This is a genomic window from Polymorphospora rubra (assembly GCF_018324255.1).
Taxonomy (GTDB): domain Bacteria; phylum Actinomycetota; class Actinomycetes; order Mycobacteriales; family Micromonosporaceae; genus Polymorphospora; species Polymorphospora rubra.
This window is the reverse complement of sequence record NZ_AP023359.1, coordinates 876834-901103: the sequence shown is the minus strand read 5'-3', so window position 1 is coordinate 901103 and position 24270 is coordinate 876834. Positions and strand designations below refer to the sequence as shown.

The window sequence follows — 24270 nt, the reverse complement described above, 5'->3', positions numbered from 1 at the left end:
TGGTTCAGTCATGAGGCCACGGTAGGGGGCGGCTTCAACTGGCGCCACACGACACCCGGGGGCAATTCCGGCAGGCCGGGCGCCACCCCTGGACATGTCCGGCGTTGAGCTGTTATCACCGCGGAGTGAGTGGTCCGAATGCCGTCAGCTGTCTGGAATATGGCTTTCGTACCTGATATCGATCATCGCCTGGCCAGGGTTGGCGTCGTAGACTGGCACTCATCCCGGTCGAGTGCCAGCATGTTCAGCAGTGCCGGCAGTGCCGGCATGCCGAGTGCCGGCGTGTGGCGCGGTCCGGTGGTGAGAGGCCGCGCGACGTGCCGACGGCGGAACTGGGGGAGCCGGACAGCCGCAGGGAGGTGGAGATGGGACTCGACGACCGCAAGCTCGACGTCCTGCGGGCGATAGTCGAGGACTACGTCGCCACGCAGGAACCGGTCGGCAGCAAGGCGCTGGTCGAGCGGCACCAGCTCGGCGTCTCGCCGGCGACCGTACGCAACGACATGGCGGTCCTGGAGGAAGAGGGCTACATCCGCCAGCCGCACACCAGTGCCGGCCGGGTGCCGACCGACCGGGGCTACCGGCTCTTCGTCGACCGCCTGTCCCGGGTGAAGCCACTGACCCCGGCCGAGCGGCGGGCCATCGAGCGGTTCCTGGTCGGCGCGGTCGACCTCGACGACGTGGTGCACCGCACCGTACGGCTGCTCGCCCAGCTCACCCGGCAGGTCGCCGTCGTGCAGTACCCCAGCCTGGCCCGCTCGTCGGTGCGCCACCTCGAGCTGGTGCCGATCTCGACGACCCGCCTGATGCTGGTCATGATCGCCGACACCGGCCGGGTCGAGCAGCGGCTGGTCGAGCTGCCCGGCCCGGTGGCCGCCGACGACATCACCGACCTGCGCCGCCGGGTCAACGAGAAGCTCTGCGGCGAGAAGCTCGCCGACACCCCGCCGCTGGTGCAGGCCCTGGTCGAGGAGGTGCCGCAGACCGTACGCCCGGTGATGGCGACGCTGTCGTCGGTGCTGCTGGAGACCCTCGTCGAGCGGCACGAGGAGCGCATCGCGCTTGCCGGCACCGCCAATCTGACCCGGGGCGGGCTGCTCGACTTCCAGGGCTCGCTGCGGCCGATCCTCGAAGCGCTCGAGGAGGAGGTCATCCTGCTCAAGCTGATCGGGGAGGTCGAACCCAGCACGCTGCGGGTCCGGATCGGCGACGAGAACGAGATCGACAATCTGCGGGCCGCCTCCGTGGTCAGCACCGGATACGGTCCAGGGGCGACCATCGTGGGTGGGCTCGGGGTGCTCGGGCCGACCCGGATGGACTACCCCGGCACCATCGCCACGGTGCGCGCCGTGGCACGCTACGTAGGCGACCTGTTGGCGCAGAACTGAGACCGACGCATGAGGGCGGCGCAGACTCGGGCGGCGCGGCAGCACCAGCGACAAGGCCGGCAAACGCGAGACTGATATGAGGACACCAGACGCAGTGGCCAAGGACTACTACGGGATTCTCGGCGTCAGCCGGGAAGCCTCCGACGACGAGATCAAGCGGGCCTACCGGAAGTTGGCCCGCCAATACCATCCGGACGTCAACCCGGACCCCGACGCGCACGAGAAGTTCAAGGACATCAACGCGGCGTACGAGGTTCTCTCCGACGACCGGAAGCGGCAGATCGTCGACCTCGGCGGCGACCCGCTCGCCCCGGGCGGAGGCGGGGCTGGCGGTGCTCCCGGTGGCGGCCCGTTCGTGGGCTTCCAGGACATCATGGATGCCTTCTTCGGCGCGGCCGGCGGCAGCCGCGGCCCGCGGCCGCGCACCCGGCCGGGTGCCGACGCCATCCTGCGCCTCGAACTCGACCTGGTGGAGACCGCCTTCGGGGTCGAGGCGCCGATCACCGTCGACACCGCCGTGCTCTGCACCACGTGCAGCGGCGCCGGCACGGCCGCCGGCACCCATCTCGCCACCTGTGAGGCGTGCGGGGGCCGGGGCGAGGTGCAGTCGGTACAGCGGACCTTCCTCGGCCAGGTCGTCTCCGCCCGGCCCTGCACGGCCTGCCAGGGCTACGGCACCGTGATCCCGCACCCCTGCGGCACCTGTGCCGGCGAGGGCCGGGTCCGCACCCGCCGGTCGCTGACCGTCAAGATTCCGGCCGGGGTCGAGGACGGCATGCGCATCCGGCTGGCCCAGCAGGGCGAGGTCGGTCCCGGCGGCGGCACCCCGGGCGACCTCTACGTCGAGATCCATGAACGGGTCCACGACGTCTACTCGCGCAAGGGCGACGACCTGCACTGCCGGGTCACCGTCCCGATGACGGCGGCGGCGCTGGGCACCCGGCTGACGATCAAGACGCTGGACAGCGAGGAGCCGGTCGACGTCAAGGCCGGCACCCAGCCCGGCTCGACGATGCGGCTGCGGGCCCGGGGCGTACCGCACCTGCGGGGCACCGGCCGCGGGGACCTCTACGTGCACCTCGACGTACGCACCCCGACCAAGCTCGACGCCGACCAGGAGCGGATGCTGCGGGACTTCGCCAAGACCCGGGGCGAGGAGGTGGCCGAACTGAGCAAGCAGGGCGGCTTCTTCTCCCGGATGCGCGACGCCTTCAACGGGCACGGCTGACGGCCGGCGGCCGGCCCGGCCCGGCTAGCCTGTCCCCGTGTCCGCGCCGCTGTTCCTCGTCGACGCCCTGCCCACCACCGACCGGCACACCCTCGGCGGCCCCGAGGGACACCACGCGGCGACCGTGCAACGACTGCGCGTCGGCGAGCCGCTGCTGCTCGCCGACGGCCGGGGCGGCACCGCCACCGCCGAGGTCGTCGCCGTCGGCCGGGGCACCCTGGATCTCCTGATCACCACCCGCCGGTACGTCGACCGGCCCGACCCCCGGCTCACCGTCGTGCAGGGCATCGCAAAGGGCGACCGGGGTGAACTCGCCGTTCAGGCGATGACCGAGGTCGGCGTCGACACGATCGTGCCCTGGGCGGCGGCCCGCTCGGTGGTCCGGTGGCGGGACGGGCGCGGGGACCGGGCCCGGGAGCGCTGGGCGACGACCGCCCGGGAGGCGGCCAAGCAGGCCCGCCGCCCGTGGCTGCCGTCGGTGGCCGGCGCCCCCGACGAGTCCACCGCGCAGGTGGCCCGCCGGCTCGCCGCCGGCGCGGCGGCTTACGTGCTGCACGAGGAGGCCACCGAGCGGCTGTCGACCGTCGACCTGCCGGCGGCGGGGGAGATCACGCTGGTGGTCGGGCCGGAGGGCGGCATCGACCCGGCCGAGGTCGACACGTTCACCGCCGCCGGGGCGGTGCCGGTACGGCTCGGCGACGCGGTGCTGCGTACGTCGACGGCCGGTGTCGCCGCCCTCGCGGTCCTGGCCACCAGGCTGGGACGGTGGTGACGCCGGGCTCGTGGCACGGTGGTGGCCTCCCTGGGTGTCCGGTCTCCGCGTGACGGGCGGGGCCGGGGTCAGAGCCGGGGGAACACGTGCACCGGCTGGTCGTCGGGGCGCAGGTCCAGTCCGGCCGGGCCGACGATCAGCGGGTCGGGGGTGCCGACCGCGTCGGGGTCCTTTCCGGCGTAGTCGAACCGGGCCAGCACGTGCCGCATCGCCTCGAGCCGGGCGCGTTTCTTGTCGTTGCTCTTGACCACCGTCCACGGCGCGTCGGCGGTGTCGGTCCAGAAGAACATCGCCTCCTTCGCCTCGGTGTAGTCGTCCCACCGGTCCAGCGAGGCGAGGTCCATCGGTGACAGCTTCCACTGGCGGACCGGGTCGACCTGGCGGATCGCGAACCGGGTCCGCTGCTCGTTCTGCGACACCGAGAACCAGAACTTGACCAGCCGGAGGCCGGAGCGGACGAGCATCCGCTCGAACTCGGGCGCCTGCCGCAGGAACTCCAGGTATTCGCGCCGGGTGCAGAAGCCCATCACCCGCTCGACGCCGGCCCGGTTGTACCAGGACCGGTCGAACAGCACGATCTCGCCGGCCGCCGGCAGGTGGCGGATCCAGCGTTGCAGGTACCACTGGCTGCTTTCCCGCTCGTTCGGCTTGTTGAGCGCCACGACCTGCGCCCCGCGGGGGTTGAGGTGTTCCATGAACCGTTTGATCGTGCCGCCCTTGCCGGCCGCGTCCCGGCCCTCGAAGAGGATCACCAGACGCTCGCCCGACTCCTTGATCCACTCTTGGAGTTTGAGTAGTTCGATCTGGAGCCGGCGCTTTGCCTGGTCGTACTCCTCCCGGCTGAGCCGGTGGTCGTACGGGTAGTCCTCGCGCCACGTGTCGACCGGCTGCCCGTCGGCCCGGAGCAGGACGGGGTCGTCGTCGTGGTCCTCCTCGACGCGGTAGTCGGCCAGTACGTCGAGCAGTTCGCCCGTCTCGTCACCCATGGCCCACGGATACCCATTGCCGGGCCGCCCCATCCGTGGGCGTCACGCCGGTCAGAAGTTGCTCAGCACCGAGATGAAGACCTTGTCGATGGTGTCCGGATCACGGGCGTCGTACGCCGCCGCCCGGGACGCCTTCGAGATCTGTTCCAGCACCCCGAGGTCGGACTTGTCGCCGAACGCGATCGAGAAGATCCGTACCGACTGCTCCCGGTCGGTCGCGTCGAGATCGCGCAGCAACTGGTCGAGGTCGTTGTCGCGCGGGTACTCGTTGCGGCCGTCGGTGAGCACCACGACCGCGTTGATCCGGTCCGGGCTGAAGTGTTCGACCAGGTGGTCGTGCGCGTCCCGGACGGTGCTGTAGAGCGCGGTCCCGCCCTCCGGACGCAGCGCGCCGATCGCGGAGGTCAGTGCGGCCTTGTTCGCACCGATCCGGGACAGCGGCACCCGTTCGGTGTAGGGCTCGCTCGCGCCGCGCGCCGGTGTGGAGAACGTCCACAGGGCCACCTCGTCCTCCGGATGCAGCAGGTCCAGCGCCTGGATCGCGGCCTGCTTGGCCGCCTCCATCTTGGTCTTGCCGGAACCGGTGTGGTCGTCCATCGAGCCGGAGACGTCGAGCACCAGCATGACCTGGGCCTTCTTGCGCAGGGTGTCCCACCCGTCGAGGATCTTCGCCAGGATCTCCGGGCCGGGTGAGCTGATCGTCGACGGGGCGGTGCCGGCGGGCGCGCCCACCGAGCGGGCCCGTGCCTCGTCGAGGTGGCCGTCCTTGTCGCGGAAGCCCAGTTCGACGAAGCGGCGTTGCTGGGTGTCCTCCCGCATGTACGACAGGAAGTCGGCGGCGGCCGCCCGCTGGTCGTCGCTGGCCGACGGCAGAGTCACGTAGGGGTGGTCGAGCATCAGCATGCCGTCGGCGGGGTGGACCGCGACCAGCGGCACCTGCGGCTTGCGGCCCTTGCCGAACAGGGCCCGGTCGCCGGTCGGGTTGCCCTCGTTGTAGAGGTGGACCAACTGCTCTTGGAGCACGACGGCGCTGACGTACGACATCGCCCGGCCCTGCGCGTCGACCTCGGCGAGGTTGGCGAGGAACTTCATCGCCTCGTCGGCGTAGTGCAGCACGCCGCCCTCGACGCTGCGGACGAAGTCCATCACCTTCGGGTCGGTGATGTCGGCGGCGACCAGGTCGCTCGACCGCCCGGTCGCGGCGTAGTAGGTGGTGACGGTGGCGGCCAGGCCCGAGGTGGACAGGTGGGGGTTGTCCTTGCCGAACGCGAACCGGCCCCACTCGGGGTGGCCGCGCGAGCCCCAGCCGTCCGGATCGGACGACAGCGCGAGCACGTCGGACCAGCCGATCTTCGCGTTCGGCCAGCCGAGCGCCTCGGCCATCGGCTGCGGCATCGCCAGCACCACCGGGCTCTGCGTCACCGGCAGCCGGTCGCCTTCCACGCGTACCGGGTTGTCGGTGCTGGCGCCGCGCTGTTCGAGCAGGTCGAGCCAGAGCGACGCGCTCGGGCTCCATACCTGGGGGACCGGGGCGCCGTCGCGTTGCGGGTCCCAGCCGTTCGCGATCGCCTCCATCGCCGCGCCCGACGTGGTCTTGTGGACACTCACCGCGGCGCACCGGCCGTCGAAGGTGCGCCCGGTTTGGTTGTAGCTCTCGGCCATCTCGACCATCAGGTCGCCCTTTTCCAGCGACGCGTTGATTTCGATCTGGACGCAGTCGCCCCGGGCCCGGTTGTCACCGCCGGACCCGGCTGTCCCGTCGGGCCGCAGGATCAGGTAGGCGCCGACGACCGCGACCAGGCCGACGACGACGGCGATGATCAGGGGGAGTCGGCGGCTGCCACCGGTGGTGGGCTGGGCCATGGGGACCTCCAGGGGGCGGGTGGCCGGTCCGGAGGATCGTTCTGGCGGCGCCCGGGCGGCCGTGCGAGGCGTGTTGCCGCCCGAGTTTATTGGGATCGTTCAACATCTCCGGCGGACGTCCGAAGAGGAGCCCCACGTCGTACGGGCGTGGGGCGTACGCGCAGCGCCGCCCCGCCCGCGGGTGGCGGGCGGGGCGGCGCCGGTGGGGCGGCCGTGGCCGGTCGTCGGCTGCGGGGGTCGACCGGCTACAGGCTGGCCGCCGCCGACGCGATCTGCGCCGCGAACGCGCTGACCTCGGTGTAGACGCCGGGGTAGTTCGGGCGGGCGCAGCCCCGGCCGTAGCTGACGATGCCGACCTGGATCCAGGCGCCGGCCGCGTCGGGGCGGAACATCGGGCCGCCGGAGTCACCCTGGCAGGTGTCGATGCCGCCGCCGGTGTAGCCGGCGCAGATCTCCTCGGCCACGACCATGCTCGGGTACGACGTCCGGCAGGTGCTGTCCGGCACGAACGGCACCTGGGCCTTCAGCAGGTAGCGCTGCTGCGGGCCGCCTTCGTACGGCGCGCCCCAGCCGGCGACGGTGAACGTGCCGCTGTTGTAGGCGGTGGTGGTGGCGATCGGCAGCGTCGCCAGGCCGGTGACCGGGCTCTGCAGCTTGATCAGCGCCCAGTCCTTGCCGACGCCGTTGTAGCCGGGGGCCCGGTAGACGTACGACGACCGCCGGGTGATCCGGCTCGTCGACTGCAGGTCGACCACGCCGAGGGTGGCGGTGATGCTGGTGTTCGCACCGGTGCGCCCGACGCAGTGGGCGGCGGTCAGGACGATCTGCGGGGTGTAGAGCGACCCGCCGCAGCCCATCGACAGCCGCACCATGAACGGGAACTCGCCCTGGGCGGCGCGGGTGCCGCCGACGACGTACGGGGTGACGTCACCGGCGGTGGCCGGGGCGGCGGTGGCGGGGACCGCGCCGGCGAAGGTGAACGCGGTCAGGGCGGCGGCGACGGCGCCGACGAGTCTGTGCCAACGAACCATGGAAGTCCTCCCGGCCATGGTGGCGGTGTGCCGGTGGCACCCCGCGGATCAGGTAACCGGGAGCCTACGAATACATATTGACGGCAAGCAATGTGTTGGTTCATCCCGGCTGACTCATAACGCCGGTGTGCCGTCACCCGCTCAGCTGCGGAGGTAGGAGGCGCCGTTGAGGTCGACGATCGTGCCCGAGGCCCACTCCGCGCCGGGCGAGGCGAGCCAGAACACCGCCTCGGCGATCTCCTCCGGCCGGGCCACCCGGCCGAACGGGCTCTGCGCGCGGATCTCGTCGCCGCGTGGCGGCTTCAGGTGCTCGTTGGTCATGTCGGTCGCCACGAACCCGGGCGCCACCGTGGCGACCGCGATGCCGTACGGGGCGAGGGCCACCGCGAGCGACTGGCCGAGCGCGTTCAGCCCCGCCTTGCTGGCGCCGTACGCCGGCTGGCCGGGCTCGCCGCGGAACGCCCCGCGCGAGGAGACGTTGACGATCCGCCCGCCGCGTTCGCGCATGTGCCGGGCCGCGCACCAGATCGCGTTGGCGGCGCCGACCAGGTTGGTGTCCAGGGTCCGCCGCCACTCGTGCTGCCACTGCTCGTAGCTGGTGTCGAAGATGCCGTGCGGGTGTAGACCCCGGCGTTGTTGACCAGCACGTCGAGCCCGCCGAACTGTTCCGCCGCGCCGTCGACGGCGGCGCGCACCTGCTCGGGGTCGGCCAGGTCGGCGCGTACGACGACGTGACCGGCGCCGGGCAGCGACGCCCGCAGTTCCTCGGCGAGGTCCGCCGAGTCGCGGTGGTGGATGGCCACCCGGTCGCCGTGTTGCGCGAACCGGGTCGCGACCGCCCGCCCGATTCCCCTGGAGGCCCCGGTCACCAGCACCGCCCGTCCCGTCATGCCGAGCATCATGCCGTACGCCGTGCCGCGCGGCGTGTTCCACCCGGCGCGCCTACCATGCGGAACGTGAACAACGACTGCCTCTTCTGCCGCATCGTCACGGGCGACATCCCCGCCACCGTGGTCCGTGAGACCGAACGCACCCTCGCCTTCCGCGACATCAACCCGCAGGCGCCGGTGCACGTGCTGGTGATTCCCAAGGAGCACTACAGCGACGTGGTCACCCTCGCCGAGGGCGACCCGGGGCTCGCCGCCGAGGTGCTGACCACGGCCGCCGTCGTGGCCGAGACCGAGGGTCTGCTCACCGGCGGGTTCCGCACGATCTTCAACACCGGCGGGTATGGCGGCCAGGAGGTCTTCCACGTCCACGCGCACCTGCTCGGCGGCACACCGCTGGGCCCGATGGTCGCCCGGTAGGCGCGCGGTGGCGGGCGTGAACCAGCGGCTGGAGCGACTGGTCCGGCGTACCCAGGCGCAGGCGCGGGTGCCGGCGCTGTCGGTCGCGCTGCACCGCGCCGACCGTCCGCTGTGGACCTTCACGGTCGGCGGTACGGGCAACGACAACCCGCTCGGCCCGGACACCGTCTTCCGGATCGGCTCGGTCACCAAGACGCTGACCGCGGTGCTGGTCATGCAGTGCCGCGACGACGGGCTGCTCGACCTCGACGACCCGATCGGCCGGCACCTCGACGTACCCGCGCACGGCACGGCGACCGTACGCCGGCTCCTGTCGCACACCGCCGGCGTGCAACGCGAGCCGTACGGCGACATCTGGGACACGCTGCACTCGCCCGACGTGCCCGAACTGCTGGCCGACCTGGCGCGGATCGAGCGCGCGCTGCCCCCGGCCCGCCGGTTCCACTACTCCAACCTCGGGCTGGCGCTGCTCGGGCACGCCGTCGCCCGGCTGCGCGGCGGCACCTGGGCCGAGGTGCTCGCCGACCGGGTGCTGCGGCCGCTGGGGCTGTCGTCGACGACGGTCCATCCCGGGCCGTCGGCCGCGACCGGATTCCTGGTCGACGCCTATTCCGACCACGCCCGCCCGGAGCCCCGGCTCGACCTCGGCGCGCTCGGCCCGGCCGCGCAGCTGTGGAGCACCGCGACCGACATGGCCCGCTGGGCGGCGTTCCTCGCCGACCCGGCCGTGCTCGATCCGTCCGGTGCCGTGCTGGCCCCGGCCACCCTCGACGAGATGCGGTGGCCGCTGACCACCACCGACGAGGTCTCCTGGCAGGCCGGGTTCGGGCTCGGCCTGATCCTGCTGCCGCAGCGGGCGGCCGACCCGGCCGCCGCCGGCGAGCGGATCGTGCACGTCGGCCACGACGGCGCGATGCCCGGCTTCCTGTCGTCGGTCTACGCCCGCCGGGGCGGCACCGGCACACCGGGGGCGATGGGCTGCGCGGTGCTCGGCTCGTCGGGTACCGCCGGCGAGACCAACGACCTGCCGCACCGGCTGCTGGCGGCGGCGGTCGAGGACGACCCGGCCGAGGTGGCGGCCTGGGTGCCGGGCGAGGCGCCGCCGCCGGCGTACCGGTCGGTGCTGGGGCCCTGGTGGGGCGAGGGTTTCCCGTTCGTGTTCTTCTGGCGCGACGGGGCGCTGCGGGCCCGGGCCGCCGACGCGCCGGCCGGCGCGCCGCCGGCGGTGTTCGCACCGCTGCCGGACCGGCCGGACGTGCTGCGTACGGTGTCCGGGCGGGAGACCGGCGAGCTGCTGCGGCTGACCCGGGACGGCGCCGGCCGGGTGGTCCGGATGCACTGGGCGACGTACCGGTTCACCCGGACGCAGGAGACGTTCGACGGGGTCACGACGTACGAGCTCTGAGTGTTTCGTACTGTTTCGTCCGGTGGTGGTGAGTGCCTGGCCACCACCACCGGTGGGCTGGCGGTACGGGCGAAAATGGCCCGGGTCATCCCGCCGCGGAACCGATACGATGGCAGGACGGTTCGTAAACGCCGCAGGTGCGGGCCGGAAACCGGCACCGTTCCCGTGGCGTCAGATGTGAAAGTGCGCCGCCCGCGCGGCGCCGAAAGAGCAGTGCGCCGCCCACGCGGCGCCGAAGGAACTAGCGCGCCGCCCACGCGGCGCCGAGACCGAGAGCAGGTGGCCCAGGGCCCGCGGCCCGACCTATGTCCGGCACCCCATCTCCCGGGCAGGCCCGGGTGCAGACCAGGATCACGGTTCCTGACTCGCAGATTATGGTCAACCTGCTGGGGGCAGGTGACGAGATCCTGCGCCTCATCGAACGGTCCGTCGCCAGCGACGTCCACGTACGCGGCAACGAGATCACCATCACCGGCGCCGTTGCGGACAACGCGGTCGCCGAGCGGCTCTTCGCCGAGCTGCTCGAGCTGATCCAGAAGGGCGAGACACTGACCACCGACGCCGTCCGTCGCACCGTGGGCATGCTCGAACAGGGCGGTGAGGAGCGTCCCGCCGACGTCCTCACGCTCAACATCCTCTCCCGGCGCGGGCGCACCATCCGCCCCAAGACGCTGGGCCAGAAGCGCTACGTCGACTCGATCGACGGGCACACCATCGTCTTCGGCATCGGGCCCGCCGGCACCGGCAAGACCTACCTGGCGATGGCCAAGGCGGTCCAGGCGTTGCAGGCCAAGCAGGTCAACCGGATCATCCTGACCCGGCCGGCGGTCGAGGCCGGCGAGCGGCTGGGCTTCCTGCCCGGCACGCTCTTCGAGAAGATCGACCCCTACCTGCGCCCGCTCTACGACGCGCTGCACGACATGCTCGACCCCGACTCGATCCCGAAGCTGATGGCGGCGGGCACGATCGAGGTCGCCCCGCTGGCCTACATGCGCGGTCGTACGCTCAACGACGCGTTCATCATTCTCGACGAGGCGCAGAACACCACGCCCGAGCAGATGAAGATGTTCCTCACCCGGCTCGGGTTCGGCTCGAAGATCGTCGTCACCGGCGACATCACCCAGGTCGACCTGCCCGGCGGCACGACCAGCGGCCTACGGGTCGTGCGGGACATCCTCCAGGGCGTCGACGACGTGCACTTCGCCCAGCTCAGCAGCACCGACGTGGTGCGGCACCGGCTGGTCAGCGACATCGTCGACGCGTACGCCCGCTACGACGCCGATCGCGAGGCCCAGCAGCAGGGCCAGGGCGTCCACGCCGTACCCGGCCGCGCCGCGCGTGCCGGCCGGCGCCGCTAGTCGTCAACCAGGGGAAACAGTGTCCATCGAGATTGCCAACGAGTCCGGTGTCGGGGTCGACACCGACGCCGTGCTCGCCGTCGCCCGCCATGCTCTGGAGGAGATGGGGGTGAACCCGCTCGCCGAACTCTCGGTCCTGCTCGTCGACATCGACTACATGACCGAGCTCAACCACCGTTGGATGGACGGCGACGGGCCCACCGACGTGCTCGCGTTCCCCATGGACGAGGGCAGCGTCGACCACGGTCCGGGCGAGGTGGCCGGCGGCGAGCCGGCGCTGCTCGGCGACATCGTGCTCTGCCCGGAGGTGGCGGCGAAGCAGGCCGTCACCGCCGGCCACTCCGCCGCTGACGAACTGCACCTGCTGACCGTGCACGGCGTCCTGCACCTGCTCGGCTACGACCACGCCGAGCCGGAGGAGGAGCGGGAGATGTTCGAGCTCCAGGCCCGGCTCCTGTCGAGCTGGCGGGCGACCCGCACCCGGTGATGCCGCCTCTCCTGGCCGCCACCGGCACCGCGGCGAACCTTCCCGACCTGCAACTGCTGGTCTTCGCCGCGGGGCTGGTCGTGCTGGCCGGGCTGTTCGCGATGACCGAGGCCGCCCTGGCCGCGGTCTCGCCGGCCCGGGCGGCCGAGCTGGCCCGCGACGGGGTACGGGGCGCGCAGACGCTGCACACCGTGGCCACCGGTGTCGTACGGCACCTGAACCTGCTGCTGTTGCTGCGGCTGCTGTGCGAGCTGACGGCGACCACCCTCGTCGCTCTCGTCGCCGTCGACACGTTCGGGGCGGGCTGGACCGCCGCGCTGGTCACCGCCGGCGCGATGACCGTGGTGAGCTTCGTCGTCGTCGGCGTCGGGCCGCGCACCCTGGGTCGCCAGCACGCGTACGCCGTCGGTCGGGCCACCGCCCCGCTGGTGCGCTGGCTGGGCCGGGCCCTCAACCCGCTCGCCTCGCTGCTGATCGTCATCGGCAACGCGGTCACCCCGGGCCGCGGCTTCCGCGACGGCCCGTTCGCCAGCCAGGTCGAGCTGCGCGAACTGCTCGACCTGGCCGAGCAGCGGGGCGTCGTCGAGCACGGCGAGCGGCAGATGATCCGTTCGGTGATCGCGCTGGGTGACACCATCGCCCGCGAGGTCATGGTGCCCCGCACCGAGATGGTCTGGATCGAGTCGACCAAGACGTCCCGTCAGGCGCTGATGCTGTTCCTGCGTTCCGGCTTCTCCCGGATCCCGGTCATCGGGGAGAGCGTCGACGACGTGCTCGGGCTGCTCTACCTCAAGGACGTGGTCCGGGCGCAGGGCGGTGGCGACCCGCGCAGCCAGCAGGTGCCGGTCGCCGAGCTGATGCGGCCGGCGACCTTCGTGCCGGAGTCGAAGCCGGTCGACGACCTGCTCTCGGAGATGCAGGCGGCCCGCAACCACCTGGTGATCGTCGTCGACGAGTACGGCGGCACCGGTGGCCTGGTCACCATCGAGGACATCCTCGAGGAGATCGTCGGCGAGATCACCGACGAGTACGACGTCGAACGCCCGCCGGTTGAGCACCTCGACGGCGGCTCCGTACGGGTCACCGCCCGGCTGCCGGTCGAGGACCTCGGCGAACTCTTCGGTGTGGAGTTGCCCGCCGGCGAGGTCGAGACGGTCGGCGGCCTGCTCGCCCAGTCCCTCGGCCGGGTGCCGATCCCCGGGGCGCGGGCGCGGATCGACGGGCTGCTGCTGATCGCCGAGGGCGCCACCGGGCGCCGTAACCGCATCGACACGGTGCTGGTCTCGCGGGACGAGGCCGAGCCGCCGCCCACCGGGTCCGGCGAAACCAAGCAGTCGCGTGGATCCCACGACATACCCCAGGAAAGGCAACCCGCAGATGCCTGAGTCACCCACCGCCGCCGCCATCCCCGGTGGCCAGATCGGTGCCGCCGAGCTGGGCGCCGAAGATGCCAAGCTGGTCACCCTCGCCCGCAGTGCGCGGGCCCGGACCGGCGGGCTCGAGGGCGCCGCGGTACGCGACCAGGACGGCCGGACGTACGCGGCCACGACCGTCTCGCTGCCCTCGCTGACGTTGACCGCGTTGCAGCTCGCCGTCGCGTCCGCCGCCTCGGCCGGCGCCAGCCGGCTGGAGGCCGCCGCCGTGGTGACCGAGGCGTCCACCCTGGACGGTTCCGGGCACGCGGCAGTGCGCGACCTGGCCGCCGACGCCCCGATCCACGTCGCCGCACCGGACGGCACACTGCTCGGCACGGTGGTCGAGTGAGCGGTCGCGCCAGCGGTCCGGCCCGCTCCGCCGCCGGGAACCGGCAGCCCGGCCGCCCGACCGGCCGGGAGCGGTCCGGCGAGATCCGGGGCCGGCGTCCCGAGGACACCTACCGGGCCGGGTTCGCCTGCTTCGTCGGGCGCCCCAACGCCGGCAAGTCCACCCTGACGAACGCCATCATCGGGCAGAAGATCGCCATCACGTCCAGCAAGCCGCAGACCACCCGGCACGTCATCCGGGGCGTGCTGCACCGGCCGGACGCGCAGGTCGTCCTCGTCGACACCCCCGGCCTGCACCGGCCGCGCACCCTGCTCGGCGAGCGGCTCAACGACCTGGTCCGGCAGACCTGGAGCGAGGTCGACGTGATCGGTCTCTGCGTGCCGGCCGACGAGCCGGTGGGCCGGGGCGACCGGTTCATCACCGGCGAGATTGCGGAGCTCAAGGCGACCGTGATCGCCGTGGTCACCAAGACCGACCTGGTCGACCGCAAGCGGCTCGCCGAACAGTTGATCGCGGTCAGCGAGATGGGCGACTTCGCCGAGGTGGTGCCGGTCAGCGCGGTCTCCGGCCACCAGGTCGACACGCTGGTCGACGTGATGACCAAATACCTGCCGCCCTCGCCGCAGCTCTACCCCGACGACATGCTCACCGACGAGCCGGAGCAGGTGCTGATCGCGGAACTGGTCCGCGAGGCCGCGCTGGAGGGCGTACGCGACGAGTTGCCGCACTCGATCGCCGTCGTCGTCGAGGAGATGATCGAAGAGGGCCCGGTCCTCAAGATCTACGCCGACGTCTACGTCGAGCGGCCCAGCCAGAAGGCGATCGTGATCGGGGCGCGGGCCAGCCGGCTCAAGGAGGTCGGCACCCGGGCGCGGGCCGAGATCGAGGCGCTGCTCGACCGCCGGGTCTATCTCGACCTGCACGTCCGGGTCGCCAAGGACTGGCAGCGTGACCCTAAGCAGTTGCGCCGGCTGGGATTCTGAGCCCGGTGCGGCGGATCCTCGTCACCGGTGCGGGCGGCCGGATCGGCAACTACCTGCGTCAGCGGCTGCCCGGCCCGGACCGGATCCTGCGCCTGCTCGACGTCGGCCCGCAGACCGCGCCGGCGCCCGGTGAGCCGGTCGAGGTGCTGCGCGCCGACCTGACCGACGCAGGCGCGGTCGCCGCGGCGTGCGCCGGCGTCGACGCGGTCGTACACCTCGCCGCGCTGCGGGGCGAGGACACCTGGGAGAACATCCTGCGGGTCAACGTCGACGGCACCCGTACGCTGCTGGAGGCCGCCCGGGTCGCCGGGGTGCCGCGGGTCGTGCTGGCATCGTCGATCCACGCCGCCGGGTTCTACCGCCGCCCGGACGCGGCGCCCGAGCCGGCCGGGGTGCCGGCCCCGGCCGGGGCCGACGGCGTCCCGTCCGGATCGGTGCCGCGCCCGGACAGCTACTACGGCTGGAGCAAGGCCGCCGCCGAGTCGCTGGGCAGCCTCTACGCCGACCGGTTCGGGATGACCGTCTTCGCGCTGCGGATCGGCGCCTGCACCACGACGCCGGCGGCCTGGAACCGTGACGGATGGCTGTCGCCCGACGACTGCGCCCGGCTCGTCGACGCCTGCCTGACCACCGACGCCACCGGGTTCCGGGTGCTGTGGGGGGTCAGCCGCAACCGGGACCGCTGGTGGTCGCTCGCCGAGGGCGCCGAGATCGGATACGACCCGGTCGACGACGCGGAGGCGCACACCGCCGGTATGACGCCGATGGACGACGCGCACGCGCCGACCGTCGGTCTGCTCGGCGGCACCTTCTGCACGCTGCCGCTCGGCAGGCCACGCTGACCGGGCGGACCCGGTCAAACCGGGCTCAATGTGCATCGGTAGGGTTGGATGGGTTCCGGGGTGGGTAGGTAGGCCACCGCCCCATCGCCCCCGCCGAGATTCGAGCTGATGCGAAACCGGTACCTCGACCTCCTGCGTTTCCTGGCCATCGTCCGCGTCGTCGTCTACCACAGCACGGGGTGGGCGTTCCTCACCGTGGTCTTTCCCGCGATGTCGGTGATGTTCGCGCTCGCCGGCTCGCTGATGGCCGCGTCGCTGGACCGTTCGGGCACCGCCGCCGTCGGCCGGCGGCTGCGCCGGCTGCTGCCGTCGCTGTGGCTGCTCGCCGCCCTGTTCGTACCGGCGATGCTGCTGACCGGGCTCGCGGTCGACTGGCGGTTGGTGCTGTGGGCCGCCCCGCTGTCCGATCCGCCGAGCAACGGCTGGGGTGCCCAGGCGCTCAGCGCCGTCTGGTATCTGCGTGACCTGCTCTGGTTCGTCATCGTCTCGCCGCTGGCACTACGGCTGTTCCGCCGCTTCCCGCTGCCCACCCTGCTCGCGCCGTACGCCCTGCTCGTCGTCGACGCGTTCGGGCTGCTGCCGCCGGAGAACCTGGTGCTGCGCGACTTCGGGCTCTACTTCGGGGCGTGGCTGCTCGGGTTCGCCCACCACGACGGCCTGCTGCGCCGGCTGTCCCGCCGGCTGCTCGTCGGGCTGTCGACCGTACTCGTCTCGACCGGCCTGGTCTGGGCGCTGACGCACCCGGGGCCACGCGGGCTCGACCTCAACGACATCCGGCTCGCCAACGGCCTCGTCTCGGCCGGATTCATCCTGGTGGTGCTCGGTCTGGCCCCGGCCGCGGCGGCCTGGGTCGACCGGTTCACGCCGGTGAGTCGGGCGGTGACCGTGCTCAACCGCCGGGCGCTGACCATCTACCTGTGGCATCTGCCGGCGATCATCGGCCTCAACGGGGTCGCCGCCGTCACCGGTTGGCAGATCCTGCGGTCGGGCGGCGGGGCCGGGGGAGTGGCGTTCCGTATCGCCCTGGTCGCCGCCCTGACGGCGGTCGCCGTGGCACTCTTCGGCTGGGTGGAGGATCTCGCCGCCCGGCGCCGTCCGGTGCTGGTGCCGGACGGGCGCCCACCCGCCGATCCACGACCGGTGGCGGACGCCGGCCCGGCCGCCGGGGTCGCCGTGGCGGCCACCGTGCACGGCGCCACCGAACCCGTCGCCACCCGCCGGTGAACCGGGGTGGCCGTGCCGGGGCACGGCCACCCCGGACGGGTCAGGCCGGCTTGACGGTGATGTCGCCGCTGCCGGTCTTCAGATCGAAGTGCGTGGCGGCCTGCGGGTCGTTGACGACCTCGATGGTGGCCTTGCCCGAGCCGGTGTCGGTGGTCACCCGGTACGAGCCGGCCGGGGTGGTCACCGTCACGTTTCCGCTTTCGGCATGCGCGCGTACGCCGACCTGCTGGACCAGGGTCAGCGCGACGTCACCGGAATTGCCCTCGACCGACACCGGACCGGCGCCCAGCCCGGTGCCGGTCACCGACCCGGACCCGGCCTTCGCGGTGAACGCCGCGCCGGGATCGCTCACCTTGATGTCGCCGGAGCCGGTCTCGACCTTGACCGAACCGGTCGCCCCGGTGACGGTGATCGAGCCCGAACCCACCTTGAGGTCGACCTCGGCCACCCCGGTCAGGTCGACGTTGCCCGACCCGTTCTCGCCCCGGATGGCCACGCCCTCGGGCGCGTCGATCTCGTACGAGGCGCTGCACCACTGCCCGCAGCCGGTCTCGATCCGCAGGGTGGTGCCGTCGAGCCGGTACGTCCGGTCGGGTTCACCGCCCCGGTATTTGACCGTCCGGTCGATCTCCACGTTGGATCTCGCCGAGGTACGTACCGTTACGTTGCCGGAGCCGGACACCACGAGGATCTCGCTGATCCGCACCTCCTCGGTGCTGTTGAAGTCGAGCTCGCGCTCCGACACGCTTCCACAACCGGCGATGGCGAACAGGGCCGCCGCGCCGGCGACGACCGCAATGGTGCGGGAGAGACGCATGCCTGCACGGTAGGGGAAGAGATCCACCGGCGTCGTCCGGTCCCTCCTCCGACACGTCCGGGTGTCACAAAGTCGCCACGGGCGGACCGGGTACCCCGGGGACGGCCGGCCCACCGGCCGGCGGCGAGAATGGGTGGGTGGCCGGCTACCGCAGACAGCTCTACCGCGACGACGCGGTGGTGCTGCGCGTGCAGAAGCTGGGCGAGTCCGACCGCATCATCACCCTGCTGACCCGTCGGCACGGCCGGCTGCGCGCGGTCGCCCGGGGCGTACGCCGTACCACGTCCCGCTTCGGTGCCCGGCTGGAGCCGTTCGGGCACGTCGATCTGCAGCTCGCCGGGAACCCCGACGGCCAGGGCGGCGGGTTGCACACCGTCAGCCAGGTCGAGGGGATCGACCTGTTCGGCAAGCGGTTCCTCGCCGACTACCCGCGCTACACCACGGCCAGCGCCATCGCCGAGACCGCCGAACGGCTCACCCCGGTCGAGCGCGAGCCCGCGCTGCGGCTCTTCCTGCTCACCCTCGGCGCGGTACGGGCCCTGGCCGAGGGCGCCCACGACAGCACCCTCGTCCTCGACGCCTACCTGCTGCGCAGCATGGCGCTCGCCGGCTGGGCCCCGGCCCTGCGCGCCTGCGCGGTCTGCGGCACGCCCGGGCAGCACCGGGCGTTCTCCGTACCGGCCGGTGGCGCGGTCTGTCCGGACTGCCGTCCGCCCGGCTCGGCGCATCCGGCGCCGGCCACCTTCGACCTGATGTCGGCCCTGGCCACCGGCGACTGGCGGGTCGCCGACGCCACCGAGACCGCGGTACGGCGGGAGTGCAGCGGCCTCGTCGCGGCGCACCTGCAGTGGCATCTGGAGCGCGGGTTACGCTCGCTGCCGCTGGTTGATCGGGACTCAGGGGGCGGGCGGACGCGGCTCACGCGGCCACCGTCGGAAGCGGGGAGTGATGGTTAGGACGTCCAGTCGCCGGGGGCCGGTCAAGGCACCCACCCCGCACGTCTCCGGCGCCCGGCCACCGAAGCTGCCGAAGGAGGCGCTGCCCCGGCACGTCGCGGTCGTCATGGACGGCAACGGCCGGTGGGCCAAGGAGCGCGGCCTGCCCCGCACCAAAGGGCACGAGCAGGGCGAGTACTCGCTCTTCGACACCGTCGAGGGCGCCATCGAACTGGGCATCCCCTACCTGTCGGCGTACGCGTTCTCGACCGAGAACTGGCGGCGTTCGCCCGACGAGGTGCGCTTCCTGATGGGCTTCAACCGCGACGTGATCCGGCGCCGCCGGGACCAGCTCGTCGACCTCGGCGTCCGGGTGGTCTGGTCGGGCCGGGCCGGGCGGCTGTGGAAGAGCGTGATCTCCGAACTGCAGACGGCCGAGGAGATGTCGCGGCACAACTCGACGTTGACGCTGCAGTTCTGCGTCAACTACGGCGGGCAGGCCGAGATCGCCGACGCGGCCGCCGCCATCGCCCGCGACGTGGCCGACGGCCGGCTCGACCCGGCGAAGGTCACCGAGAAGACGGTGGCCCGCTACCTCTACCACCCCGAGGTTCCCGAGGTCGACCTCTTCCTGCGCCCGTCCGGCGAGCAGCGGACGTCGAACTTCATGCTCTGGCAGTCGGCGTACGCCGAGCTGGTCTTTCTCGACACGCTCTGGCCCGACTTCGACCGGCGCCACTTCTGGTACGCCTGTGAGCTGTACGCCCAGCGGGACCGCCGATTCGGCGGGGCGCTGCCCAACCCGGTCGCCCCGGACACCGCGCGGTAGTGGCGGCCTAGGCGGACCCGGCCGGTTCGGGGTCGCCGAGCGGTGCCCGCTGTCCGGGCGGTGGGACCGGGGACTCGCCGGCCAGCCGGGCCACCACCGCGTCGACGTCGCGCAGGTCGGTGAAGACCGTGTGCGCGCCGGCCGCCGCCAGCTCGTCGGCGCCGGTGTCGCCGGTCGCCACCCCGATCGCGGTCACCCCGCCGGTCAGCGCCGCCTCGATGTCGTGCACGGTGTCGCCGACGACGAGGATGTCCGTCGGGTCGAACGGGCCGTACTTCGCCTCGGCCAGCCGACGGCTGCGGACGACCAGTTCGGCGCGTACCGGATCGTCCATGCCGTAGCCGCCGACGGTCACGTCGAAGGGGCCGTCCAGTCCGAACGTGGCGACCTTGGCCAGCGCCACCGCCGGGATGTTCCCGGTGACCAACGTCTGCGTCACGTGCGCCCGGTCGGCGAGTGCGGCGAGCACCTCCCGTACCCCGGGCAGCACCCGGCCGGAGGCGGCGATCAGGTGCCGGCGGGCGGCGAACTCCTCGACGTACCGCTGGAAGAACGTCGCGCGCAGCTCGTCGGAGTCGGGCATCCCGTACCCGGCCAGGAGCTCGGCGGTCACCGCCCGGTCCGTACGGCCGGCGAAGACCGTCGCCTCCCGCCAGGCGAGGCCGGTGACGGCGGTGAACGCCGTGGCGTACGCCTGAACGGCGATCCGACCCGCGTGGAGCAGGGTGCGGTCGATGTCCCACATGATCAGTCGGGGCGGTCGCGGGTCCATGCCGCCGATCGTGCCACCCGCACCGGCCGTCCGTCACGACCGCCTCCCGTCCGGCCGGTGACACGGGCCGGCGGGGAAGCCGGTGGCGCGGGCCGGCGGGGAAAAGGCGGTGCGGTGCGGGCCGGGCCGGGGTAGCGTCGGTTCCATGCGCATCTGACGCCTCTTCGAGACCGTGCCGGCCGGCGGCCCTGCCGCCTGGGCCCGGCCGCTCGGGCGTCCATCTGATCGCGCAGCCTTCCTGTCGCCGGATGTCCGGGCCTCCCGTCCGCTCCCACCGCCACCGCGTCGCGGTGCTTCCACTTCGGTCGCGGTGATCCGATTCACAAGGAGGCGCCATATGGCTGCCAAGCGATCCGCCAGGAAGTCCCCTTCCAGCCGCCGTACCAGCCCGGGGCGCGGCGCCGTCGGCGTGGCACCGGCCGACCTGGCCGGGCGGCTACCGGCCCTCGACGCACTGAACGCGGTGGACGGCCGACTTCCGGTGCTGCCCGACGACCGGCCGGCTGCCGATGGGGCGTTCGTCGTACCGGTCGACCGGGCCGGGGCGCCGGAACTCGCCGTCACCGTCGAGGTCGCGGGCGCCGTCGCCGAACCGTCGGTCGTGGCCGAGGAGGTGGACCGGCCGGCCGTACAACCGGTCGCGTCGAGGTCGGGGCCACCACCGCGCGGCGGGAATCCGTTCGCCGGAGCCCGGGGGCGGGGCGCCGTACAGTCCCGCCGCTACGCCTTCCGGCGCAGCTAGAGGTTTCAGGAGCCGGGTGATCGGGGAGTAGCCCTCGCGTGTCGGGGAATCTGTTCGTCGATCGCCCGGTTGGTTACCGTTTTCGCAGCTCAGGCCATGTGGACCGGGAGCCTGGGATTCCCAGCCCGGTCCCAGTATCGCCTGCTAGCATCGGCACCCTTATGGATGATCTCCCTTATCACAGTCCGTGGCCCCTCGTCGTCCCGGTCGCCTGCTCGGCGGCCGCCGCGGGAGAGGGGCTGACCGATGAATGAGTGGGTCCTGCTGGGGATCGGGCTGATCCTCACCGTCGGGACCGGTATGTTCGTGGCGTCCGAGTTCGCGCTGGTCAATCTCGACCGCGGCGAACTCGAAGCACGCCAGTCCCGGGGTGAGAAACGGCTCGGTCCGACGATCGCCGCTCTCAAGATCACCTCGACGCACCTGTCGAGCGCACAGCTCGGAATCTCGCTGACCACCCTGCTCACCGGTTACACCTTCGAACCGGCGGTCAGCAGGCTGCTCGCCGGGCCGCTGACCTCGGTCGGCGTACCAGAGGGTGTGGTTCCCGGCGTCGGCGCCGTCGCTGGAATCCTGCTGGCGACGCTCTTCTCGATGATCATCGGCGAGCTGATGCCGAAGAACTTCGCCCTCGCCGTACCACTGGCCACGGCGAAGTTCGTCGTCCCCTTCCAGGCCCTGTTCACCACCGTCTTCAAGCCGGTGATCCTGCTGTTCAACAACACCGCCAACGCGGTGATCCGCGCGTTCGGCATCGAGCCCAAGGAAGAACTGTCCGGTGCCCGCAGCGCCGAGGAGTTGAGCGCGCTGCTGCGGCACTCGGCCCGCGCCGGCGTGCTCGACCCGGAACACGCGACGCTGCTGGACCGTACCCTGCGGTTCTCCGAACGCGACGCCTCCGACGTCATGACCCCGCGGGTACGCATGACGGCGGTCGACTCCACGGCCACCGCCGAGGAGATCATCCGGCGGGCCACCGCGACCGGCCTGTCCCGCTTCCCGGTCATCGGCCGGGACGTCGACGACATCATCGGCGTACTGCACGTCAAGCACGCCTTCGCCGTCCCGGTGGAGGACCGGGCCGGCGTACGGGCGTCCGACATCATGGTCGAACCGCTCCAGGTCCCGGAGACGATGGGACTGGACACGCTGCTGACCGCGCTGCGCGGCCAGGGCCTGCAGTTCGCGGTCGTCTACGACGAGCACGGCGGCACCGCCGGCATCGTCACCCTCGAGGACCTGGTCGAGGAGATCGTCGGCGACCTGGAGGACGAGCACGACCGGGCCCGGACCGTCGTCGTACGCCGGGGCCGGACGATCCTCTTCGACGCCTCGTTGCGTCCCGACGAACTGCGCGAGCGGACCAAGATCGTCGTTCCCGAGGACGACGACTACGACACCATCGCCGGCTTCGTCACCGCCCGCCTCGACCGGTTCCCCGAGGTCGGTGACGAGGTCGTCATCGACGGCGGCCTGCTGCGCGTGGAACATCTCACCGGCGTCCAGGTCGACCGGCTGCGGTTCGTACCCACGGACGGCTCCGGCGCCTCCGGACTCGACCGGACGGCCGGCGACCGCACGGAGGCGAAGGCCCGATGAGTGAGTACCTGCCAGGAATCATCTGGCTCTTCGTCCTGCTCGTCGTCAACGCGTTCTTTGTCGGTGCCGAGTTCGCGGTCATCTCCGCGCGGCGCTCGCAGATCGAACCGAAGGTCGCGTCCGGCAGCCGGGCCGCCCAGACCACCCTGTGGGCGATGGAGCACGCCACGCTGATGCTGGCCACCAGCCAGCTCGGCATCACCGTCTGCTCCCTGCTCATCCTGAACGTCTCCGAACCGGCGATCCACCACCTGCTGGAGATCCCGCTCGCGAACACCCCGCTGACGCCGGGGGCGGTCACCGTGCTCGCGTTCGTCGTCGCACTGCTGCTCGTGACGTTCCTGCACGTGGTGTTCGGCGAGATGGTGCCGAAGAACATCTCGTTCTCCGTACCGACCCGGGCGGCGCTGATCCTCGCCCCGCCGCTGGTCTTCGTGGCCCGGGTGTTCAAGCCGATCATCTGGAGCCTCAACTGGGTCGCCAACGGCATCCTGCGGTTGTTCAAGGTGACCCCGAAGGACGAGGCCACCAGCACCTACACCCTCGACGAGGTGGCGACCATCGTGGCGCAGTCGACCCGCGAGGGGGTGCTCGTCGACGGCTCGGGGACCCTCACCGCGGCCTTCGAGTTCACCGCGAAGGCCGTCGGTGACGTCGAGGTGCCGCTCGGCGACCTGATCATGCTTCCGGCGGACGTGACCCCGGCGCAGATCCAGCAGGCGGTCGCCGCGCGCGGCTACTCCCGCTACCTGCTCACCGACAACGGGCAGCCGAGCGGATACCTGCACCTCAAGGACGTCATGGACCTGACCGGGGACGCCTACACCGCGAGTGTCCCGGCCAAGCGGGTGCGCAAGCTCGGCGCCGTACGCCGGGACAGCGAACTCGAGGACGCCCTGGCCACGATGCGGCGGGGCGGGGCGCACCTCGCCCGGGTCCTCGACGACGAGGGACGTACGACCGGGGTGCTCTTCCTGGAGGACATCATCGAGGTCCTCGTCGGAGAGGTGCAGGACGCCACCACCCGCTGACGCCTCCGAGATCCCCGTGATGCTGACGCCTCCGAGATCCCCGTGATCAGGGAGCCCGCACCTCGCCACGCCGGCGACCCGCGGGACCTACTCCCTGATCACGGGGATCAGGAGATCAGGGGGCGGAAGGTGCCGAGCAGGACGCTGGTCGCCAGCGCGGCGGCGGCCAGCGCCGCCGCACCGGCGACGAGGGCCGCGTCGGCCGCCGTGAACCGCTGGCGGCGGGCGGCCGTACGCGGGGTCGTCGAATCGAAGCCCCGGGCGTCCATCGCGGTCGCCAGCCGGGTGCCCCGCCGGATCGCCCCGACCAGCAGCGCGAACGCGGTCGACGCGAACAGCCGCAGTCGGGCCACCGGGTTGCGGCCGGCGTCGACCCCACGCGCCCGGCGGGCCATCGACAGCATCTGCCACTCCTCGGCCAGCAGCGGCATCAGCCGGAACGCGGCCAGCGCGCCGATCGCGAACCGGGCCGGCGCCTTCGCGTTCTGCACCAGCGCGTCGGCGAGGTCGGTCGGGTCGGTGGTGGCGAAGACGAACACGCCCGGCAACGCGACGGCGATCATCCGCAGGGACAGGCCGAGCGCGGTCGCGAGGACACCGGTGGTGACCACCACCGGCCCGGCCGCGAAGAGCAGGGTGCCGGTGCGCTCGGCGGCGAAGACCGTCAGCGTCGCCGTGATACCCAGCGCGCCGACCAGCAGCGGCCAGGCCCGGCGCAGCAGCAGGCCGTAGCGGACGCCGAAGAGCGGCAACACGGCCAGTTCCACGGCGATGGCGATGGCCGGGGCGACCGGGTCGAGGGTCGCGATCAGCGCGACCGAGAAGACCAGCGCGGCGGCGAGTTTGGCGACCGGGTTACGCCGGGCCAGCGGCGCGTCCGACCGGGCGAACGACCCGTCGAGCAGGG

The 24270-nt window shown here is 72.3% G+C and carries 24 protein-coding genes and 1 pseudogene; 17 read left to right on the top strand and 8 right to left on the bottom strand.

Translation table 11 applies throughout. The annotated features are described in order from the left end of the window. The first annotated feature begins 365 nt into the window (after positions 1 to 365). The 3 genes from hrcA to Prubr_RS03965 all read left to right on the top strand — a co-directional run bounded on the left by hrcA (position 366) and on the right by Prubr_RS03965 (position 3388). Positions 366 to 1388 (top strand): heat-inducible transcriptional repressor HrcA, encoded by a 1023-nt coding sequence (gene hrcA / locus Prubr_RS03975; RefSeq protein WP_212821765.1) that lies wholly within the window; start codon positions 366 to 368, stop codon positions 1386 to 1388. A 94-nt stretch (positions 1389 to 1482) separates the two neighbouring features. Then, positions 1483 to 2616 carry a molecular chaperone DnaJ gene (gene dnaJ, locus Prubr_RS03970; protein ID WP_212827441.1) on the top strand — a complete coding sequence of 378 codons (1134 nt, stop codon included), beginning with the start codon at positions 1483 to 1485 and terminating at the stop codon, positions 2614 to 2616. A 37-nt stretch (positions 2617 to 2653) separates the two neighbouring features. Next, positions 2654 to 3388 carry a 16S rRNA (uracil(1498)-N(3))-methyltransferase gene (locus Prubr_RS03965; RefSeq protein WP_212821764.1) on the top strand — a complete coding sequence of 245 codons (735 nt, stop codon included), beginning with the start codon at positions 2654 to 2656 and terminating at the stop codon, positions 3386 to 3388. A gap of 68 nt (positions 3389 to 3456) precedes the next feature. Here the strand turns inward: Prubr_RS03965 and ppk2 are convergent, their stop codons facing one another. From ppk2 to Prubr_RS37600, 5 genes and pseudogenes are all read right to left on the bottom strand, one after another. Further along, the gene (gene ppk2 / locus Prubr_RS03960) at positions 3457 to 4374 is read right to left on the bottom strand and encodes a polyphosphate kinase 2 (protein WP_246568287.1); all 918 of its coding nucleotides are present in this window, start codon (positions 4372 to 4374) and stop codon (positions 3457 to 3459) included. A 51-nt stretch (positions 4375 to 4425) separates the two neighbouring features. After that, complete coding sequence (locus tag Prubr_RS03955; protein WP_212821755.1) at positions 4426 to 6237, bottom strand: substrate-binding domain-containing protein; 1812 nt, start codon at positions 6235 to 6237, stop codon at positions 4426 to 4428. Between the two features lie 245 nt (positions 6238 to 6482). Beyond that, entirely contained in the window at positions 6483 to 7268 is a 786-nt protein-coding gene (locus Prubr_RS03950; RefSeq protein WP_212821753.1) for a S1 family peptidase, read from the bottom strand. A 141-nt stretch (positions 7269 to 7409) separates the two neighbouring features. After that, complete coding sequence (locus Prubr_RS37605; RefSeq protein ID WP_281425938.1) at positions 7410 to 7817, bottom strand: SDR family NAD(P)-dependent oxidoreductase; 408 nt, start codon at positions 7815 to 7817, stop codon at positions 7410 to 7412. A 119-nt stretch (positions 7818 to 7936) separates the two neighbouring features. Continuing rightward, positions 7937 to 8158 (bottom strand): annotated as a pseudogene (locus tag Prubr_RS37600) (SDR family NAD(P)-dependent oxidoreductase); the annotation flags it as partial. A 57-nt stretch (positions 8159 to 8215) separates the two neighbouring features. Here Prubr_RS37600 and Prubr_RS03940 point away from each other — a divergent pair. The 9 genes from Prubr_RS03940 (at position 8216) to Prubr_RS03900 (ending at position 16638) form a co-directional block, all read left to right on the top strand. Continuing rightward, positions 8216 to 8575, top strand: a complete 360-nt coding sequence (locus Prubr_RS03940; protein WP_212821752.1) for a histidine triad nucleotide-binding protein — start codon at positions 8216 to 8218, stop codon at positions 8573 to 8575. 7 nt (positions 8576 to 8582) lie between these two features. Further along, positions 8583 to 9980, top strand: a complete 1398-nt coding sequence (locus Prubr_RS03935; protein WP_212821748.1) for a serine hydrolase domain-containing protein — start codon at positions 8583 to 8585, stop codon at positions 9978 to 9980. A gap of 305 nt (positions 9981 to 10285) precedes the next feature. Then, complete coding sequence (locus Prubr_RS03930; protein ID WP_212821744.1) at positions 10286 to 11338, top strand: PhoH family protein; 1053 nt, start codon at positions 10286 to 10288, stop codon at positions 11336 to 11338. Positions 11339 to 11357: 19 nt separating this feature from the next. Next, complete coding sequence (gene ybeY / locus Prubr_RS03925; protein WP_212821743.1) at positions 11358 to 11825, top strand: rRNA maturation RNase YbeY; 468 nt, start codon at positions 11358 to 11360, stop codon at positions 11823 to 11825. Continuing rightward, on the top strand, positions 11801 to 13210 hold the full coding sequence (locus Prubr_RS03920; RefSeq protein WP_212827439.1) for a hemolysin family protein: 1410 nt from the start codon (positions 11801 to 11803) through the stop codon (positions 13208 to 13210). The genes ybeY and Prubr_RS03920 overlap by 25 nt, the downstream gene beginning before the upstream one ends. Beyond that, positions 13203 to 13589 carry a cytidine deaminase gene (locus tag Prubr_RS03915; RefSeq protein WP_212821735.1) on the top strand — a complete coding sequence of 129 codons (387 nt, stop codon included), beginning with the start codon at positions 13203 to 13205 and terminating at the stop codon, positions 13587 to 13589. The genes Prubr_RS03920 and Prubr_RS03915 overlap by 8 nt, the downstream gene beginning before the upstream one ends. A gap of 83 nt (positions 13590 to 13672) precedes the next feature. Beyond that, positions 13673 to 14572 (top strand): GTPase Era, encoded by a 900-nt coding sequence (era, locus tag Prubr_RS03910; protein ID WP_212827437.1) that lies wholly within the window; start codon positions 13673 to 13675, stop codon positions 14570 to 14572. Between the two features lie 5 nt (positions 14573 to 14577). Next, the gene (locus Prubr_RS03905) at positions 14578 to 15414 is read left to right on the top strand and encodes an NAD-dependent epimerase/dehydratase family protein (RefSeq protein ID WP_212821734.1); all 837 of its coding nucleotides are present in this window, start codon (positions 14578 to 14580) and stop codon (positions 15412 to 15414) included. Positions 15415 to 15522: 108 nt separating this feature from the next. Further along, on the top strand, positions 15523 to 16638 hold the full coding sequence (locus tag Prubr_RS03900) for an acyltransferase family protein (RefSeq protein ID WP_212821732.1): 1116 nt from the start codon (positions 15523 to 15525) through the stop codon (positions 16636 to 16638). Between the two features lie 40 nt (positions 16639 to 16678). On the opposite strand, the gene Prubr_RS03895 is transcribed toward Prubr_RS03900, so the two are convergent. Beyond that, positions 16679 to 17455: a DUF4097 family beta strand repeat-containing protein gene (locus Prubr_RS03895; RefSeq protein WP_212821730.1), complete on the bottom strand. Its 777-nt coding sequence runs from the start codon at positions 17453 to 17455 to the stop codon at positions 16679 to 16681. A gap of 137 nt (positions 17456 to 17592) precedes the next feature. On the opposite strand from Prubr_RS03895, the gene recO reads away from it, so the two are divergent. Both recO and Prubr_RS03885 read left to right on the top strand, forming a co-directional pair. Next, positions 17593 to 18411 carry a DNA repair protein RecO gene (gene recO / locus Prubr_RS03890; protein WP_212821728.1) on the top strand — a complete coding sequence of 273 codons (819 nt, stop codon included), beginning with the start codon at positions 17593 to 17595 and terminating at the stop codon, positions 18409 to 18411. After that, positions 18404 to 19219, top strand: a complete 816-nt coding sequence (locus Prubr_RS03885) for an isoprenyl transferase (RefSeq protein WP_212821726.1) — start codon at positions 18404 to 18406, stop codon at positions 19217 to 19219. Before recO ends, Prubr_RS03885 begins: the two co-directional genes overlap by 8 nt. Before the next feature lie 7 nt (positions 19220 to 19226). Here the strand turns inward: Prubr_RS03885 and Prubr_RS03880 are convergent, their stop codons facing one another. Then, the gene (locus Prubr_RS03880) at positions 19227 to 19991 is read right to left on the bottom strand and encodes an HAD family hydrolase (protein WP_246568285.1); all 765 of its coding nucleotides are present in this window, start codon (positions 19989 to 19991) and stop codon (positions 19227 to 19229) included. Positions 19992 to 20328: 337 nt separating this feature from the next. Here Prubr_RS03880 and Prubr_RS03875 point away from each other — a divergent pair, with 337 nt between their 5' ends. The 3 genes from Prubr_RS03875 to Prubr_RS03865 all read left to right on the top strand — a co-directional run bounded on the left by Prubr_RS03875 (position 20329) and on the right by Prubr_RS03865 (position 23363). Next, complete coding sequence (locus Prubr_RS03875; RefSeq protein ID WP_212821723.1) at positions 20329 to 20733, top strand: hypothetical protein; 405 nt, start codon at positions 20329 to 20331, stop codon at positions 20731 to 20733. A 246-nt stretch (positions 20734 to 20979) separates the two neighbouring features. Further along, the gene (locus tag Prubr_RS03870; protein ID WP_212821721.1) at positions 20980 to 22332 is read left to right on the top strand and encodes a hemolysin family protein; all 1353 of its coding nucleotides are present in this window, start codon (positions 20980 to 20982) and stop codon (positions 22330 to 22332) included. After that, positions 22329 to 23363, top strand: coding sequence for a hemolysin family protein (locus Prubr_RS03865; protein WP_212821720.1), 1035 nt, complete (start codon positions 22329 to 22331; stop codon positions 23361 to 23363). The genes Prubr_RS03870 and Prubr_RS03865 overlap by 4 nt, the downstream gene beginning before the upstream one ends. 107 nt (positions 23364 to 23470) lie before the next feature. Here the strand turns inward: Prubr_RS03865 and Prubr_RS03860 are convergent, their stop codons facing one another. Continuing rightward, positions 23471 to 24268, bottom strand: a complete 798-nt coding sequence (locus tag Prubr_RS03860) for an energy-coupling factor transporter transmembrane component T family protein (RefSeq protein WP_212827433.1) — start codon at positions 24266 to 24268, stop codon at positions 23471 to 23473. Between the last annotated feature and the right edge of the window lie 2 nt (positions 24269 to 24270).